This window comes from uncultured Maribacter sp., from assembly GCF_963977385.1.
In the GTDB taxonomy this organism is placed as follows: Bacteria; Bacteroidota; Bacteroidia; order Flavobacteriales; family Flavobacteriaceae; genus Maribacter.
In genome coordinates this window covers 51671-68987 of the sequence record NZ_CAXBOU010000019.1, presented here as the reverse complement: position 1 = coordinate 68987, position 17317 = coordinate 51671, and the positions used below count along the sequence as shown (strand labels likewise).

The following is a 17317-nucleotide window of genomic DNA, read 5'->3' as shown; positions in this document are numbered from 1 at the left end:
CTATAAATCTTCCAAAAGTAAAAGATAAAGATTTTTAGTACTACTACCATAAGTTAGAAAATCATCTGAGTTTTCTGCGGTAGCTTTAAAGTGTTTTAACGTGGTTATGTTGGCCGGAATTTGTTGGCCGTATTTTTTCTTTATTGTTTTTAACCCTTCACCAATTGATTCTACTAATTGACTTGTTGTTGCGAATACTACAACATTACTTGGAAGCTCATTTACTTTTTTCTCATGTAACTGGTTAGAGCAAACAAGAATACTGCCGTTTTGGGCAATGAGATGTTCACACGTAGTAAAGAACACCTCACTTTGTCTTGCATTATCTGTAAAGGAAATTGGTTCCTTAGCAAATTTTTCACCTAATCTTTTGTTTAAAATATAAAAAGGTTCGCTTTGCCAATTATTCTCTTCAATTATATTTTGTAAAGCCCTTGAAACCTCAGAGTCTGAAATACAGTATATAAATTTTCCACCGTTTTGTTTGAAGTGAATTGTAAATTTTTCATCTACAGGAATATTTATATCCGGCATATGGTCGCCTCGCGTTTCCGCAGTTTCTTTCGAAACCTTTTTCTTGCCACCACCAAATAAAATATCTAAAAGCCCCATTTATATGTTTATAATAATTGCTAATCTAAAGTAGTGCAATATTATTTATTATCCGTAATTTCTTGCTCTTCTGTTTTAGAATCTGAATCTTTTATATTCTCAAGCTTTTTTTTGTTTTCTAAAGCTAAGATATCTTTTTCGAAATTTCGTACACCAAATATTTTTTCTAAATCTTCTTTAAAGATAACTTCTTTCTCCAATAATCTTTCGGCCAAGGTTGTTAACTTGTCCTTATTGTCGGTTAGAACTTTAATAGCTCTTTGATACTGTTCTTCTATAATTTTAGATATTTCAGCATCTATTTTTCGAGCGGTATCTTCACTATAAGGCTTTGAAAAACCATAAGAATCTTGTCCTGCAGAATCATAATAGGTAATGTTTCCTATTTCCTCGTTAAGACCATAGATGGTTACCATTGCTCTAGCTTGTTTCGTAACTTTTTCTAAATCACTTAAAGCACCTGTAGATATTTTATTGAAAATTACTTTTTCAGCAGCTCTACCACCCATAGTTGCACACATCTCATCCAACATCTGTTCAGGTCGAACAATTAAACGTTCTTCTGGTAAATACCAAGCAGCACCTAACGATTGTCCTCTAGGTACAATAGTTACTTTTACTAATGGCGCAGCATGTTCTAACATCCAACTCGTGGTTGCGTGACCTGCTTCGTGATAAGCAATAGTTTCTTTTTCCCCTGGAGTAATTATTTTGTTTTTCTTTTCAAGACCACCAACGATTCTGTCAACGGCATCTAAGAAATCTTGCTTAGTAACTGCTTTCTTTTCTTTACGTGCTGCGATTAAGGCAGCTTCGTTACAAACGTTAGCAATATCTGCACCTGAGAAACCTGGAGTTTGTCTTGCCAAGAAATCTAAATCAAGTGTTTCTGCTGTTTTGATAGGTCTTAAGTGAACTTCAAAAATTTCTTTACGTTCACGAATGTCCGGTAGGTCAACATAAATCTGTCTATCAAATCTACCTGCACGCATTAAAGCTTTGTCTAATACATCTGCACGGTTAGTTGCGGCTAATACAATAACGTTTGTATTGGTGCCGAAACCATCCATTTCTGTCAATAATTGGTTAAGCGTATTTTCACGCTCATCATTAGAACCAGTGAAATTATTTTTACCTCTAGCTCTACCAATGGCATCAATTTCATCAATAAATATGATTGCTGGAGATTTATCTTTTGCTTGCTTAAATAAGTCTCTAACTCTAGAAGCACCTACACCTACGAACATTTCTACGAAATCAGAACCTGAAAGTGAAAAGAAAGGAACTTTTGCTTCACCGGCAACTGCTTTAGCTAGAAGGGTCTTACCTGTTCCTGGAGGCCCTACTAATAATGCACCTTTAGGAATTTTACCTCCTAAAGAAGTATATTTATCTGGGTTTCTTAAAAAATCAACGATTTCTTCAACTTCTTCTTTTGCACCTTCTAAACCAGCTACATCTTTAAAAGATGTTCTTGTATCGGTCTTCTCATCGAATAATTTCGCTTTTGACTTACCGATGTTAAAGATTTGACCGCCTGCGCCGCCGCCGCCGCCGCCGGACATTCTACGCATTAGATATATCCATATACCAATAATCAATACAAATGGTAATAAAGAAAGTAGAAAATCTAAAATGGCTGTAGATTCCTTTCCAAATTCAATAATGGTATCTAAGTTGTTTTCTTTTTTGATTTCAGTAATCTCATTTTGAAAAATTTGAAGATCACCATAATCTAAAGTGTATTGTGGAACATTGCCAGATGATGGAAGAAAGGATTTTTCGTTAACATCTTTATGAACTTCTTTAGCAATAGCCTCGTCAGTCAAGAAAACTTTTGCCTGATTGGTATTTGTGATTATCAAAATCTTTTTGACATCACCATTTCTTAAGTATTGTTGAAGTTCTGAAGTAGTAGTTTTGTTAGTACTAGCTAAATCATCACTATTGAATAATTGAAATCCTATAAGTAGTACTGCTACTAATCCGTAAATCCACCAAGAACTGAATTTTGGTTTTTTCGGATTTGTTTTGTTTTCTTTTGCCATTTTAATTTTTTATTGATTAACGCTGCTTTCTATGGTTGTGAACTTTGCATCACCCCATAAGCCTTCTATATCATAGAATTCTCGAACTTGCTTTTGGAATACATGGACTACTACGTTTACGTAATCCATTAATACCCATTCTGCATTGTCCTCACCCTCTACGTGCCAAGGCTTGTCTTGAATCGCTTTACTGACTGTTTTTTGGATAGATCCTACGATTGCATTTACATGCGTATTGGAGGTACCGTTACAAATAATGAAGTAATCACAAACGGTATTCTCGATTTCTCTTAAATCTAATAGATTTATATTGTGCCCTTTTACTTCGTCAACTCCCTGTATAATTAATGCAATTAACTCATCAACGCTAGCTTTACTTTCCTGCATTCAAAAATTTTAGTTTTTACAAAGTTATTATATTTTTGTTCTTTTAGGTCTAGTTTTTAACAATACATTAAAGATTTATAATATGTAATGCATATGCAAATAATCAAACTTGATGCCACGGCGTCTACTAATACCTATTTGAAGGAATTATCGACAGTTAAAGAACTCGAAGATTTTACAATTATAACAACTAATAATCAAACATTAGGTAGAGGGCAATTAAATTCTAAATGGGAGTCTGAAAAAGGTAAAAATCTAGCAATCAGTATATTGAAAAACAATATCGACTTACCTATAGCGCATTTATTCTTAATGAATATTTGTGTTTCATTAGCTATTTTGAAAAGTTTAAGTCTATTCGGAATTCCGAATTTGAAGGTAAAGTGGCCTAACGACATTCTGTCAGGTAATTTTAAAATAGGAGGAATTTTAATTGAAAATATTATTTCTGGATCAAAAATAAAACAAAGTATAATTGGGTTTGGGTTAAATATAAATCAATCAAAATTTAAAAATGCTCCAAATGCCTCGTCTTTAAAAAATATAAAGAAAAAAAGTTTTAACCTTGATACGGTCTTTTATTCTATAATTGAAAATTTGCATCAACAATTAAACAGACCTATTCTAACTTTTGAAAATGACCTGTACAAAGAATATCATTCCAAATTATTTAGAATAGGAGAGCAGAGCACTTTCAAAATTCAAGAGGATAAGCTAATTGAAGGTGTTATAGAAGGAGTCTCTAATAACGGAAAGCTTAAAGTAAAATTTGAAAATGGTGACCTTCAAGAATTTGGGTTAAAAGAAATACAACTTCAGTATTAAATCTTCCCCAAATTAGTTGATAACGTATTAATAAAGTTTGTAATAGGCTTTTTTATCATCATTGCCATCATCGCATTAAAATCACCTGAAAAACTTAAAACTACTTCGCTCTTATCATTTTCTAATTCTATAATATCTGCAGTTAAGGTAAACGGTAGTTTTTCACTCGCAGCACCTAAAATTAGTTTGTCAAATGGTGTTTGTTCTTTTTTCTCTAAAACTATTTCGGGCATTCCCTTTAATGCGAACAAAAATCTATTTTCATTTAAAACTTCGAACTTATCAATGTTTTCAGGCATTAATTGTCTGAAGTTTGATAATTCGTTTAAAAAGTTAAAAGTATCTTCTTTACTTTTCGATACTTGAGCCTTTGGTGTTTCTATAAACATAATTATTTAATTGACCATTGTGAAGGATCCTTCCTCCATTCCATTAACGTTTTTAACTGCTCTTCTTTTACGTAACCCGTATCAGATGCTTGTTCTATAAGATACTCGTAGCTGCTTAATGTATGCAGTTCGGTATTTTTTTCTTTAAAATTGTTCGAGGCTGTTTCAAAACCATAGGTGAAAATGGCCAACATGCCTTTTACATTAGCATCGATAGCCCTTAATGCGTCAACGGCGTTTAAACTACTTTTACCTGTGCTTATTAAGTCTTCGATGACAACTACCGTTTGGTGTGCTTCTAAATGCCCTTCAATTTGATTTTGTCTGCCATGAGATTTTGGTTCTGGCCTTACATATACAAAAGGTAAGTTTAATTTGTCTGCAACTAATGCCCCTATACCAATTGCACCTGTAGCAACACCCACAATACAATCTGGCTTGCCATATAGCTGTTCAACCTGCTTCGCCATTTCATCTCGAATGTAATTTCGGATGATAGGATAAGATAGTAAAATTCTATTGTCGCAATAGATAGGAGATTTCCATCCGGAAGCCCAAGTAAAAGGATTTTCCGGTTTCAATTTTATTGCATTAATTTGCAGCAGAAGCTCTGCTGTTTTTTTAGCCGTGTTTTTGTCTAAAACCATGACGCAAATGTATAAAGTTTTTGTTAATGAATTGCCTTTGATTTTAACAAATAAGCTCTCCGAAACCGCAAATGGGGAGTATTTTTTATTAAATCAGGCTTCAATACAAGAGGCAATAAGGTCTTTGAAGAAGGGAAAGCTACAAGAAGCATATATCTACCACCCAAATCATGAGGAGATTTTAAAGAAATTTACTAAACAAATTCCATTAGTTGTTGCAGCCGGTGGTGTTGTTACCAACGAAGAAGGAAAAGTTTTATTTATTTATAGAAATGATAAGTGGGATTTGCCAAAAGGTAAATTGGACAAAGGAGAATCTATAGAAGATTGTGCTATTCGCGAGGTTGAGGAAGAAACTGGTGTGAAAGGGCTTAAAATTGAAAATTTCTTACGAACCACATACCATATTTTTAAAAATAATGGAATAATAACGCTTAAACAAGTTCATTGGTATGCGATGAAGACCGATTACACTGGTAAACTAAAACCTGAAAAAAAGGAAGGAATCGTAAAAGTAAAATGGAAAGGTCCAGTTAAAATTCAAAAGGCGCTTTTAAATTCATACGCGAATATTAAAATTTTGTTTGAAGGCGATTAATTTAAATTTATAATTCTGTAAATAGGATATTGTAAATGTGCTTTCTCATAGAGATTACTTTGTTTATATAACCAATCTAACTGAAGATACCAGTTGGAGTTGAAATTCGCGTCTAGTTTCTTTTTGTTTATGAACGTATTTTTTAGAACTGAATCATTTTCTAGCATCAAAAGTGCAGTATCTTCAAAAACATAAGGAGAAAAACCTTCTTTCTGCTGAAGAATAGTATCGAAGAAATTCCAATTAAAGAATGAATCTATAGCAGCTGGCTCTAAAGTTTCTATAATATATCTAACTCCTGGTTGATCTGTGGGCACTACTATATCGCCAGAATGAAAATTTACATTGGTTTCAATTGAATTTATTGTAGTATTAAAGTGCAAGTAGTGACCTTCATAAGGCGAGGAAACAGTTTCATAGTCAGCTATTTGATAAGATTCTACCTTTATGATGGTATCTTTTTTAATTGTTGAGTAAGTAATGTTATTTAAATCTAATTTTTCAATAATATTCTGCCATTGTTTACCTATGACATAAGCTTTTGGGATTTGCACTGAATCTGATGCTTTAAAATAATCTTGGTATGCTACTTCATTTTCAATAGGTATATTACGATTGAACTTTAATCTAGGTAATCCGGTAACTTCGCTTATTATGGTATCTGCTTTGTATCCTTTAAAAATAAACTTTGACACTTTTGTGGTATCTACTTGCCAGGCGATTGGATAATATTCATTTTGGTTAAACGCTTGTGTAGAATTATCGCGCATTGCTCTTATTTCACTTCCATCGTTTTCTGTGATAGCAATCATTTTCAGCATTAGCTCATAAGTACCTTCTACTCGTTTGTCATATGGTTTTAACATATGTGTTTCAACCATCATGCCCAAAGTATTCCATAATGTAGTATAGCCACTAGAATATCTCGGGTGGTCCATAAATTGTTGAAACCCTATTTCTGGCGGTTTATTGAAGACATTCACATAGGGCGTAATTTCCCAATTAGATTTTAAAAGTGAGTCTTTTAGTTGCGGCATTAATCGGTCATGAACATATTCTCCTAATTTGCCACCAAGCTTGTTGTGTTGCGTAAATAGGTGAGTAAGCGTGTATTGATAATCGGCACCATTACTTACATGGTTGTCAATAAAAACATCTGGGTTTACAAGATGGTATATTTTACTAAATGTTTCAGCATTTTTAGTATCTGTTTTAATAAAATCTCTGTTTAGGTCATAATTTTTGGCATTACCTCTAAACCCATATTCTTTAGGTCCGTTTTGATTTGCCCTTGTTGTATTATTTCGATTTAATGCGCCACCAATATTATAGATAGGTATTGTAGAAATAATAGTTTGATTTGGAGTTTTTATTTTTTTGCTTGCTAAGTCTCTAAATAATAACATAGTAGCATCAACGCCATCACTCTCGCCAGGGTGTATGCCGTTGTTAATAAGCATCATGGTATGGTCTTCTCCTAATTTTTTAAAATTAAAATCACCTTGTGCGTTAAAGGTTACTAAATGCAAAGGCTTGCCACTATCGGTAGTGCCTATAGTTTGAATATTTATACTAGAAAATTCTTTAGATAATTTAAGGTAGAATTCAACTACCTGATCGTAGGTGGCAGTTTCAGTTTTATTCGAAATCTCGAATGGTGTAGGAAAATTAGCTTCGGTATTTTCTATTTTTTTCTCACAAGAAATCAATAGAACCAATAGTAGGGATAGATGTATTATTCGCATTACCAAACGAGTATTTTAGGATTAAAATCCTTATTAGCTCAGTAAAAATAATCAATACTTTATTGCCTTATGCAATTTTGGTAATTTCTGCAATTTTACTCCTATCCATCGGTTTTTGATTGAAGGTAATTAAATGGTGACTTTTATCTTTATAAAAGTCCCATTGTTGCTTATCAAAAGGGTCAATAGATGACGTAACAATGTTTATTCTTAATTTTTTAGATATTGGTAGTTTTATAAAAGATTCCAAAAATTCCCAACCATCCATTATAGGCATATTAATGTCTAAAAAGATGATTTCTGGAATAGGTTGGTTGTTTTTAAGCTTTTCTAAAATTCCTTCGTATGCTAATAATCCATTTCCATACGATACTATGGAATTACAATCTATAGTGCAAGAAATTAATTTACGCAAACCAAAAACTGTTATTGCGTCATCGTCAATTATAGTGATATCACTAATTTTCGTCATTAAAGAATATTTTAAATTCTGTTCCTTTACCTACTTCGCTAGTTACTTCTACTTTACCGTTCATAGCATCAATCTGGTTTTTAGTTATGTATAGACCAATTCCTTTTGCATCTTTATGATCATGGAAAGTTTTGTACATGCCAAATAATTTTTTACCATGCCTTTCTAGGTCTATTCCTAAGCCATTATCAGCAATAGTTAAAATAGAGTAATTATTTTTTTTAACTGCACTTAGGGTAATAAGTGGTTTTCTGTTTGGGTCTCTATATTTAACAGAATTGGTAATAAAATTCGTTAAAATGCTATCTAAATAGGAAGGTACAGACTTTACATTGAAATTAGAAGGAATATTATTCTTTATAGTAGCATTATTATTAAGAAGATAAGAAATTAAATTTTGGTTTACATTTCTTACTTTCTCGTTTAGATTTATTTTCTGCTTTTCTATGTTAGTATGAGTATTAATAGAAACAACATCATTTAGATTATCTAATGTCTCCAAAAGATTTTTAGAAGCATCATTAAGCATTCCAATTATCCGAACCTTTTCATCTTCTTCTGGTTCACTTTCCAAAAAGTTTAATAACATTGAAAAATTAGCAGAATGAGATCTTAAGTTGTGTGATACAATATGAGCAAAATTCAAGAGTTTTTTATTCTGAATAGATGCAATATTTATAATATTTCTTAATTCAACTTCTTTTTCCTTCAATTTAGAAATGTCTAAACTAATACCTACAATGCCATATGCAACCCCATTATTATCTAATAATGGAATTTTTGAGCTCAGAAAAGTAGTTTTTTTGCCATCTAATTTTACATTTATGGTTTCTTTACCTAGTACAGGTTTTAAAGTATTCATTACATGTAAATCCTCTTCTCTTGACTTTATGGCTGATTCTGAAGGATAAAGTTCAAAATCATTTTTACCTAAAATTTCATTTGGATCATCAATGCCTAAATATTTACATTCTTCTTTATTGACTAAAATTTTTCTAGATTCGGTATCCTTTATATATACGTTAACCGGTAAGTTGTCAATTAAAGTTCTTAGTAATTTTTCATTATCTAAAGTCTTAATATCGGCGACTACTTGATCATTAATATCTTGAATTGTTCCTAATAAACCAACTAATTTACCTTTGTTGTAAACTGGTTTTCCACCAGCCATAATCCACTTCTCGTTTCCCTCAGCAGTTATAATTTGCAATTTTAAATTATTCCAAGCTTTACCTTTATCTTGAGCCTCAAAAAGAGCCATTGAAATAGTATTTCTGCTATGTCCTTCTTTATAATAAAAAAGAGCAGTTTCAATATTCGGTGTAAAATGAGGTGGCACTTCGTGTATTGCCTTCGTGGTGGTGCACCAAAAAAGTTTATTGTCATTGAAATTATATTCCCAACGACCAATTTTAGTTATTTCGGCTTGTTGTTGTAAGAGTAAATCTTTCTTATTTAATTCCAATTCGTTATTGACAGAATCGGTTATATTGTTAAGTTGAATTATGGCTCCAATTATATTTTCGTCTGAATCATACCATGGGGCAATTGTCCACTCGAACCAAAGTTGTTGATCATTGTTATCTTTTGCTTGGTGAATACCCATTGGTTGGGCATTTCCTTTAAAGCAATTCTCTAAAACCATTTTCCATTTAGGACTTAGTTTAGGGAATACCTTAAATAAACTTTTAGTCTTATAGCTCTCGTTATTATTGCTAAAAATGCTCTTCCATTTATTAGATGTATGAACAATATTATAATCAGTATCAATAAAAGCCGTTGGTGAAGGCAATTGACTAATTATATACGAGGTATTTATTGCTTGGGGAACTTTTATCATACCGATGTAATTTCTTACTAAAGTAGTGGGACTACTGGGTTTTAAATGAATATTTGTTGTGAAGAGGTGGATAAATGTTGTATATCCACTTAAAGTCTGCTTAAATAAGTATTTATCTTATTTTTTATTAAAATAAATTTTAAAAATACTACCCTCATTTGGAGCACTTGTTACTGTTATTTTTCCATTCATAGCTTCAATCTGGTTTTTGGTTATGTAAAGACCAATACCTCTAGATTCTTTATTCCTATGAAACGTATTGTAAAGACCAAATAGTTTGTGTCCAAATTTTTCCAAGTCAATTCCTAAGCCATTGTCTTCAATACTTAAAATTGTAAAATTTTTATCTTCCACAGTACTAAGTATAATTAAAGGATTTTTTTCATCACTCCTATATTTAATAGAATTTGTAATGCAATTGGTTAAAATGCTATTTAAATATGCTGGCAATGCTTTAATTTTAACAGTATCTGGAATTTCGTTAATTATTTTTCCATTAGTTTCTTTTAATAAACCAGCTACATTTTGTTCTACTTGAAATATATGTTCATTTAAAGAAAGCATTTTTTTCTCATCATTAATTTTAGATTTAACGGCAACAATTTCTCTAAGTCCTTTAATAGTTTCAGATAAATTATCTGAGGCATTAAACAACATGTTCATTAATTTAGAGCGTTGATTTTTACCTTTTTCTGCATTTAAAAAATTTAGTAATAAGGAAAAATTGGTAGCATGAGTCTTTAAATTATGAGATACCATATGGGCAAAATTTAAAAGTTGCTCATTTTGCTCTTTAGATGATGATATTGTATTTTTTAAATTTTTCTCAAGTTTAGTTTGAGAGGTAATGTCCTCAAAAGTGCAAAGAATATGTTTAGTTCCAGAAATATCGTCAACCAATGTACCAGATACTTTTATATTTAAATTAGTCTTTTTTTGATTTAAGAAATTAAGCTTAATTGGGTCGAATGAACTCTTCTCTTTTAATTGAATTTTTAAAGTCGCAAGTTTATTTTTTACATTAGAATTTAAAAAGGTTTTAAAATTTTGGCCTAAGAAGTATTCTTTTTCAAAACAAGTCAGTTTCAAAAATTGTTCATTCACATTTATAAAATTTCCTTTAGCATAATCTATGATTGCTAAGCCAAATGGGACTTTTTCAAATAATGGATAGTCATCTGAACTTTTGGTTAATTGCTTTGAATTGTCTTTAACTGTATCTGTAATATTTTGAATGGTTCCAATCACTCTATTACATTTCCCTTCGCTGTATTTAGGTCTCCCTATTGTGTTTACCCAAATAATGGTCCCATCTTCTCTTTTTAATTGTAGTTTTTCATTCCAAGGCTTTCCTGAGCATATAGCATTATCTATGATTTTCTTTTTGGTATTTCTAGAATTCCCTTCTAAATAAAAGGCTAAAACTTTTTCTAAAGTCGGTCTATAATTTTTTGAAACGCCAAATATTTTATTTATCACAGGAGTCCACGATAATGTTTTGTTTTGAACATCATACTCCCAACTACCAATTTTTGCGACAGAACTTTTTTGTTTTAGAATTAATTTGGTCCTACTAAGTTCTAATTCGAGCTTATGGGAATTAGTAATTGGTTCTACTTTTATTATTACACCTATAATTTTTCCATAACCATCTTTCCAAGGGTTTAGGTGCCAAATAGTATCATTTGAAGAATATTGGCAATTCTTGGCGTTATATTTGAATTTAATATCTCGAAGGCCGTCTAAACTATAGGCTAAATTTGTATTAATCTTTTCTGATATATCCGGGAATAGATTACCAATATTTTTTCCTTCAATATCTTGTAAATCCAATCGAAAATTTGCGAGCCACCTAGGTGAAGCATTTATAATATTAAAATTTGAATCAATTATAGCTATGGATGATGGTATTTGCCCAATCCAATTTAAAGGTAAAGATGTATTATTTATTGATTTCAACATGGTTAGAGAGAAATTTCTTACGAATCTATAAGAATACTCTAACTATATGAAGGTCATTGTTGTGATTTTATCAAAAGTTGTTGTAGAAAAGGAATATTGTGTTGTGAAATTCCCTTGAAAATTTATTTTCTTACAGAATCGGGTACTAAGCCTGTGTAGTCCCCATTGTTTCGAATTACGTCTCTCACAATAGATGAGCTTATATATGATTTGCCTGACGAGGTCAATAAAAACACGGTTTCTATTTCTGATAATTTTCTGTTTGTATGTGCAATTGCTTTCTCAAATTCAAAATCTCCAGGATTTCTAAGACCTCTCAAAATAAAATTTGCATCCTCTTTCTTACAAAAATCTACTGTTAACCCTTGGTATGTTTTCACTTTAATTGAAGGTTCGTCTTTAAATGCCTCTTCAATAAATTGCATACGCTTTTCTAAACTGAACATATATTTCTTGTCAGCGTTCTTTCCTATAGCAATGATTATCTCGTCAAATAGAGTTATACCTCTCATGATTATATCGTGATGGCCTAAGGTTAAAGGGTCGAAGGAGCCAGGGAAAATTGCGCGTCTCATAGATAGGTTTTACTTTTTAAATATAGGTATTTTAAGACAATGCCTCTGTTATGGCGTGTTCAAATAGCATACCTAGTTCAATACCAGCTGCTTTAGCTTGTTGCGGTAATATACTTGCTGTAGTTAAGCCGGGTGTCGTATTCATTTCTAGTAAGAAAGGTTCGTCTCCAATAAATATGAATTCACTTCTAGAAAAACCGGTCATCTTTAGAATATCATATATTTTTTCAGCTACGGCCGTTACTTTTTCTAGCTTAACTTTATTAATTCTTGCAGGTGTAATTTCTTGTGATTTGCCTTCGTATTTAGCCTCATAATCAAAGAAATCATTTTCAGTAACAATTTCAGTAATGGGGAATACTGTAGTTTTGCCTTTTAGTTTTAAAACACCTACAGAAACTTCAGTACCCTCAAGAAAGCCTTCTATGATTATTTCATCATCTTCTTTATAGGCTGTTTCTATGGCACTTTTTAATTCTTCCTTTTTATACACTTTAGTAATACCATAACTACTACCAGATTTATTTGCTTTCACAAAACAAGGTAGTTTTACTGTATTAATAATATCAGTCTCATTTATTTCATCGCCCCTATTCAAATAATATGAAGGTGCTGATTTAATGCCATAGGGTTTCAGTACACTTAGTAAATCTCTTTTGTTGAAAGTAAGCGCTGCTTGGTAAAAGCCACAAGATGTATGTGGTATTCCTAATAACTCAAAATAAGCTTGCATGAGTCCATCTTCACCAGGTGAACCATGAATAGCGTTAAATACACAATCAAACTTTATTGAGCCTTTATTTATGGGGATAGAAAAATCATTACGGTCAATCTGGGTTTCGTTATCGGTATCATCAACATAAACCCATTTATTTTTAAAAATATGTATTCTAAATAGGTTGAATTTATCTTTATTAAGGTAGTTATAGACCACATTACCACTCTTAAGCGAAATTTTATATTCGCTAGAATAACCGCCCATTATAATTGCTATATTTTTTTTCATACGTATGGTCTATATAAAAGTTAGGGCAAAGATGAAGTATTGATGTAAAATAAAAAAGAAAACTATGAGCATTCATACAAACATTTTTGTTTTTGGTATTCAAGTAACTATAAACCGAAGCAGCTAAATGGTATGAGGGCATTTACTATATTTGTCGGGTCAAATAATAAGTATGAGGAATTTTTTCAATTTTTTAAAAAGTAAGACATTTTTTATTCAATTAGGTCTTGCGTTATTGGTATTGGTGGTTACTGTATTTCTTGTATTGAGATATCTTAGCAGTACCACAAATCATGGTGAATTTGTTGAAGTGCCAGACTTTTCTAAAAAATCTGTCATGGATATGCGAAAATCAATAGAAGAAGCTGGGCTAAGATATGAGGTCTTAGATTCTGCAAACTATAATCCAGATTATCCTAGGTTTTCAATTATCGAACAAAATCCTTCGGCGGGTGCCAAAGTAAAGACCAATAGAAAAATATATTTAACCGTTAACCCATCAGGATATAAAAAGGTTACTGTGCCTAAAATTATTCAAGTAACGAAACGGAATGCTTCTTCAATGTTGAAGGCAGTAGGGTTAGATGTACAACGTGTAACTTATGTAGATGAATTAGGTAAAGACATGGTGTATCAATTAAAATTTAAAGGAAAGTATATTAAGCCTGGAGATAAACTGCCTAAAACATCAAAAATAGAATTGATTTGTGGTAATGGTTCTATTACTGAACGTGCCATTATAAAAGCTGAATCAGAACAATAAATGGAGAATATAGAGCAACCGGAGAATGAAGATGGTGAACTTTTTGAACATTACCGCTTTGTAGCCTCTAAAGGACAAGTGCCGTTAAGAGTAGATAAGTTTTTGATGAACTTCATTGAAAATGCTACTAGAAATAAAATTCAACAATCAGCTAAAGAAGGTCATGTTTGGGTTAATGATGAGATCGTAAAATCTAACTATAAGGTTAAAGCAGGTGATGAAGTAAAAGTGTTATTCGAGCACCCACCACATGAATTTCTTTTAGTTCCTGAAGATATTCCTTTAGATATTGTTTATGAGGACGATGTTTTATTGATAGTCAATAAGCCTGCGGGTATGGTAGTGCACCCAGGTCACGGTAATTATTCAGGTACTTTGATTAATGCATTAATTTTTCATACAGATAATTTACCGGCAAATAGCAATGAAAGACCAGGTTTGGTTCATCGAATAGATAAGGATACTTCTGGGTTATTAGTAGTGGCCAAAACTGAAGCTGCCATGACTCATTTGGCAAAACAATTTTTTGACAAGACTTCTGAACGTGAATACATAGCTTTAGTTTGGGGGAATATTGAAGAAGATGAAGGTACTGTTGTCGGTAATGTAGGTCGAAATCCTAAGAATCGATTGCAAATGCATGTTTTCCCTGAAGGGGAAGATGGCAAAGAAGCGGTTACTCATTTTAAAGTATTAGAGCGATTAGGGTATGTAACCTTGGTTTCTTGTAAATTGGAAACAGGTAGAACACATCAAATTCGTGTACACATGAAGTATATAGGTCACACATTGTTCAATGACGAACGATATGGTGGCGATAAAATTTTAAAGGGAACTACATTTACCAAGTACAAGCAATTTGTCGACAATACTTTTAAATTATTGCCAAGACAAGCATTACATGCTAAGACTTTAGGCTTTATTCACCCTGTAACAGGTGAAAAAATGAGTTTTGACTCAGAAGTGCCAGAAGATATGACGAGTGCAATAGAAAAGTGGCGTAATTACAGTAAAAGCAGTACGGAATAGGATTCTTCGATAGTACTATTTAAACTCTTTTTTATCTTTTGTAGGTCTTCCTGTAATTCCTTTTTATTTTTGGGTCTACTTAAAATTTGCATTATGAAAATTGTTATTTCACCGGCTAAATCGTTGGATTACGAAAGTGAACTTCCAACGACTTTATATACAACTCCAGAGTTTATAGAGGACGCTGAAAAGCTGAATAAGCTTTTGGCTAAGAAAAAGCCTAAAGCTTTGTCTGAATTGATGTCTATTTCAGATAATTTGGCTCAGTTGAATTGGCAACGAAATCAAGATTTTGAAACTCCGTTTACACCTGAAAACTCTAGGCAGGCGATATATGCTTTCAATGGCGATGTGTATCAAGGTTTAGATGCATATACTTTATCTGAAGATAAAATAGAACGTCTACAGAAAATACTTCGAATATTATCTGGTCAGTATGGCATATTAAAACCACTAGATTTAATGCAGCCTTATCGACTAGAAATGGGTACTTCATTGAAAGTGGGGCGAAAGAAAAACCTCTACGAATATTGGGGTAATAGACTTACCGAATATTTGAATGATGAAATGGATGAAGGGGAGTTACTTGTGAATTTGGCAAGTAATGAATATTACAGTGCATTACAGCCAAAAAATATAAAGGCAGATATAATTACTCCCATATTTAAAGACTGGAAGAATGATAAATTAAAAATCATTAGTTTTTTCGCGAAAAAGGCAAGGGGCTCGATGGTGCGTTATATTATAGATTCTAATGCGAATACGTTAGAAGATATTAAATGTTTTAATTTGGATGATTACGAATTCAGTCAAGAGCATACCATAAAACAAAATGAACCCGTATTTATTAGATAAAATATAATGAACGCTTCTACGTTATTAGGTATACTTAAATAGCGCATATGAAACGGGTTTTAGTACTTTCTATTTTTTGCATAGGTTTATTCTTCTCTTGTACTGATAGAGATGATAATGTTAATATGGTGAATATTCGTATTCAGAACAGTACAAGTCAATTTTTCAGCGAAGTTCGTATTGCACAAAATGATACCATATACGAAAATATCGAAGCTGGTAAATTTTCTGAATATATGGAGTTTGAAACGGCTTATGCAAACGCTACTCTTACCATACTTACAGATTCAACAAGTTTAAATTATTTTCCTACTGAGGTTGCTTCAGATTCTTTACCAATAGGTTTTTATACCTATGAGATTACTATAGATGAAGAAAACCAAATAGATCTCAACTTTAGAATAGACGAGTAAGCCTTATTTTTTTTTGCTGATTTTTATTTTCTCCTCAATCGTAGGTCTCTTTTTGATTTTTCGAGGTCTTCTTGCTCCATAAGAATTGTTTGATATTTTTCCTTTTTTCGACTTTTTGTCTCCTTTACCCATAACTCGTTTTCTTTGCTTTCACTTAAAGTTAGTAATTTAGAAATGAATTGTCGTTATAAAGAACAAAGAGAATAAACCTATAATGAAAAAAGTATTTTTTCACACCCACCCCTATGAACCATTTATTGACGATAACACTGAAAAACTAATCGTAGGTACTTTGCCGCCACCTCGATTTACTACAGGTGATTTAAAGCAAGGTGATGTAAATTTTTGTTATGGTAGTAAAGACGGTCAATTGTGGCTAATTCTAGATAAAATATTTAACCTGAACCTAAAATTTGATACTACCGATGAAGCCATTGAAGAACGAAAAGCATTTTTAAAACAAAGACATATTGGTATTTGTGATATTGTAGCATCTGCTGAGCGTGAGAAAATAGATGCTTCTGATATAGGAATGCATAATATCACTTTACGAAATGTGCTAGATTACTTAAAGCAGTTCCCGAAAGTAAAGACACTTCTTTTTACTGGAGGAAATAGTAAAAACGGACCTGAATATTTTTTCAGAAAACACTTGAAAGAGCATAGCGTCTCTTTGGTGAATGTTTCAGATACTGCACCTAGAGTTCATGAATTTATACATCCTGCTACAAAGAAAAACATAAAGACTATTTCTCTTATAGCACCTTCTGGAGCTGCAAATAGGGCCGTAGGTAGTCTTGAAAGTTATAAGATGATGAAGCGTGAAAATCCAAAATTCAACACGTTAGATTTTAGGGTGCTACAGTATAGAGAATTTTTCTAATCATATTGTTTCTAAAACTTCTTAAAACTAAAAAGAGTCCTGTTTTAGAACAAGACTCTTTTACGAGAACACTATATGAAAATGAAAATTTTATTTACTTTATTATATTGTAAATGTAGATAGCTTTGTCTGTATTTTGGAATATTTGTTGTCAATACGCACTATTTTGTGGTATCCCTCTAGTAAAATGATATTTCGTGCAAATGATTCTATAGATTCTCTTGGAATAGCGATATTTATATTCGAAATTTAGCAAGTTTGCCATAAT

19 protein-coding genes are annotated in these 17317 nt (G+C 32.0%); 7 read left to right on the top strand and 12 right to left on the bottom strand.

Annotation, left to right across the window (positions count from 1 at the left end):
* From AAC084_RS17725 to rsfS, 3 genes are read right to left on the bottom strand one after another with little or no spacing between them, the layout of a single operon-like run.
* Positions 1–612, bottom strand: a complete 612-nt coding sequence (locus AAC084_RS17725; protein WP_339841579.1) for an LUD domain-containing protein — start codon at positions 610–612, stop codon at positions 1–3.
* Positions 613–653: 41 nt separating this feature from the next.
* Positions 654–2660, bottom strand: a complete 2007-nt coding sequence (gene ftsH, locus AAC084_RS17720) for an ATP-dependent zinc metalloprotease FtsH (protein ID WP_339841578.1) — start codon at positions 2658–2660, stop codon at positions 654–656.
* A 9-nt stretch (positions 2661–2669) separates the two neighbouring features.
* Positions 2670–3047, bottom strand: a complete 378-nt coding sequence (gene rsfS / locus AAC084_RS17715; RefSeq protein WP_339841577.1) for a ribosome silencing factor — start codon at positions 3045–3047, stop codon at positions 2670–2672.
* Positions 3048–3140: 93 nt separating this feature from the next.
* On the opposite strand from rsfS, the gene AAC084_RS17710 reads away from it, so the two are divergent.
* Entirely contained in the window at positions 3141–3872 is a 732-nt protein-coding gene (locus AAC084_RS17710; RefSeq protein ID WP_339841576.1) for a biotin--[acetyl-CoA-carboxylase] ligase, read from the top strand.
* Here AAC084_RS17710 and AAC084_RS17705 read toward each other — a convergent pair.
* Both AAC084_RS17705 and pyrE read right to left on the bottom strand, forming a co-directional pair.
* A complete protein-coding gene (locus tag AAC084_RS17705) occupies positions 3869–4261 on the bottom strand; it encodes an SRPBCC family protein (protein ID WP_339841575.1) in 393 nt (130 codons plus the stop codon). The genes AAC084_RS17710 and AAC084_RS17705 overlap by 4 nt on opposite strands.
* Before the next feature lie 2 nt (positions 4262–4263).
* Positions 4264–4908 carry an orotate phosphoribosyltransferase gene (pyrE, locus tag AAC084_RS17700; protein WP_339841574.1) on the bottom strand — a complete coding sequence of 215 codons (645 nt, stop codon included), beginning with the start codon at positions 4906–4908 and terminating at the stop codon, positions 4264–4266.
* Positions 4909–4915: 7 nt separating this feature from the next.
* On the opposite strand from pyrE, the gene AAC084_RS17695 reads away from it, so the two are divergent.
* Complete coding sequence (locus tag AAC084_RS17695; protein ID WP_339841573.1) at positions 4916–5506, top strand: NUDIX domain-containing protein; 591 nt, start codon at positions 4916–4918, stop codon at positions 5504–5506.
* Here AAC084_RS17695 and AAC084_RS17690 read toward each other — a convergent pair.
* The 6 genes from AAC084_RS17690 to AAC084_RS17665 form a co-directional block, all read right to left on the bottom strand.
* Positions 5503–7251: a M14 family metallopeptidase gene (locus AAC084_RS17690; RefSeq protein ID WP_339841572.1), complete on the bottom strand. Its 1749-nt coding sequence runs from the start codon at positions 7249–7251 to the stop codon at positions 5503–5505. The two genes, AAC084_RS17695 and AAC084_RS17690, sit on opposite strands and share 4 nt — an antisense overlap.
* 67 nt (positions 7252–7318) lie before the next feature.
* Entirely contained in the window at positions 7319–7723 is a 405-nt protein-coding gene (locus tag AAC084_RS17685) for a response regulator (RefSeq protein ID WP_339841571.1), read from the bottom strand.
* Positions 7710–9563: a PAS domain-containing protein gene (locus tag AAC084_RS17680; protein ID WP_339841570.1), complete on the bottom strand. Its 1854-nt coding sequence runs from the start codon at positions 9561–9563 to the stop codon at positions 7710–7712. Before AAC084_RS17680 ends, AAC084_RS17685 begins: the two co-directional genes overlap by 14 nt.
* Positions 9564–9680: 117 nt before the next feature.
* A complete protein-coding gene (locus AAC084_RS17675) occupies positions 9681–11525 on the bottom strand; it encodes a PAS domain S-box protein (protein WP_339841569.1) in 1845 nt (614 codons plus the stop codon).
* A gap of 122 nt (positions 11526–11647) precedes the next feature.
* Positions 11648–12100 (bottom strand): pantetheine-phosphate adenylyltransferase, encoded by a 453-nt coding sequence (gene coaD, locus AAC084_RS17670; protein WP_339841568.1) that lies wholly within the window; start codon positions 12098–12100, stop codon positions 11648–11650.
* Positions 12101–12131: 31 nt separating this feature from the next.
* Entirely contained in the window at positions 12132–13106 is a 975-nt protein-coding gene (locus tag AAC084_RS17665) for a D-alanine--D-alanine ligase (RefSeq protein ID WP_339841567.1), read from the bottom strand.
* A gap of 172 nt (positions 13107–13278) precedes the next feature.
* Here AAC084_RS17665 and AAC084_RS17660 point away from each other — a divergent pair, with 172 nt between their 5' ends.
* From AAC084_RS17660 to AAC084_RS17645, 4 genes are all read left to right on the top strand, one after another.
* Positions 13279–13869 carry a PASTA domain-containing protein gene (locus AAC084_RS17660; RefSeq protein WP_339841566.1) on the top strand — a complete coding sequence of 197 codons (591 nt, stop codon included), beginning with the start codon at positions 13279–13281 and terminating at the stop codon, positions 13867–13869.
* Entirely contained in the window at positions 13870–14898 is a 1029-nt protein-coding gene (locus AAC084_RS17655) for an RluA family pseudouridine synthase (RefSeq protein WP_339841565.1), read from the top strand.
* 93 nt (positions 14899–14991) lie between these two features.
* On the top strand, positions 14992–15753 hold the full coding sequence (gene yaaA, locus AAC084_RS17650) for a peroxide stress protein YaaA (RefSeq protein ID WP_339841564.1): 762 nt from the start codon (positions 14992–14994) through the stop codon (positions 15751–15753).
* Between the two features lie 47 nt (positions 15754–15800).
* On the top strand, positions 15801–16166 hold the full coding sequence (locus AAC084_RS17645) for a hypothetical protein (protein WP_339841563.1): 366 nt from the start codon (positions 15801–15803) through the stop codon (positions 16164–16166).
* A 3-nt stretch (positions 16167–16169) separates the two neighbouring features.
* Here the strand turns inward: AAC084_RS17645 and AAC084_RS17640 are convergent, their stop codons facing one another.
* The gene (locus AAC084_RS17640) at positions 16170–16298 is read right to left on the bottom strand and encodes a 30S ribosomal protein THX (protein WP_073247302.1); all 129 of its coding nucleotides are present in this window, start codon (positions 16296–16298) and stop codon (positions 16170–16172) included.
* Between the two features lie 82 nt (positions 16299–16380).
* On the opposite strand from AAC084_RS17640, the gene AAC084_RS17635 reads away from it, so the two are divergent.
* Positions 16381–17049, top strand: coding sequence for a uracil-DNA glycosylase family protein (locus AAC084_RS17635; RefSeq protein ID WP_339841562.1), 669 nt, complete (start codon positions 16381–16383; stop codon positions 17047–17049).
* Positions 17050–17317: the final 268 nt, after the last annotated feature.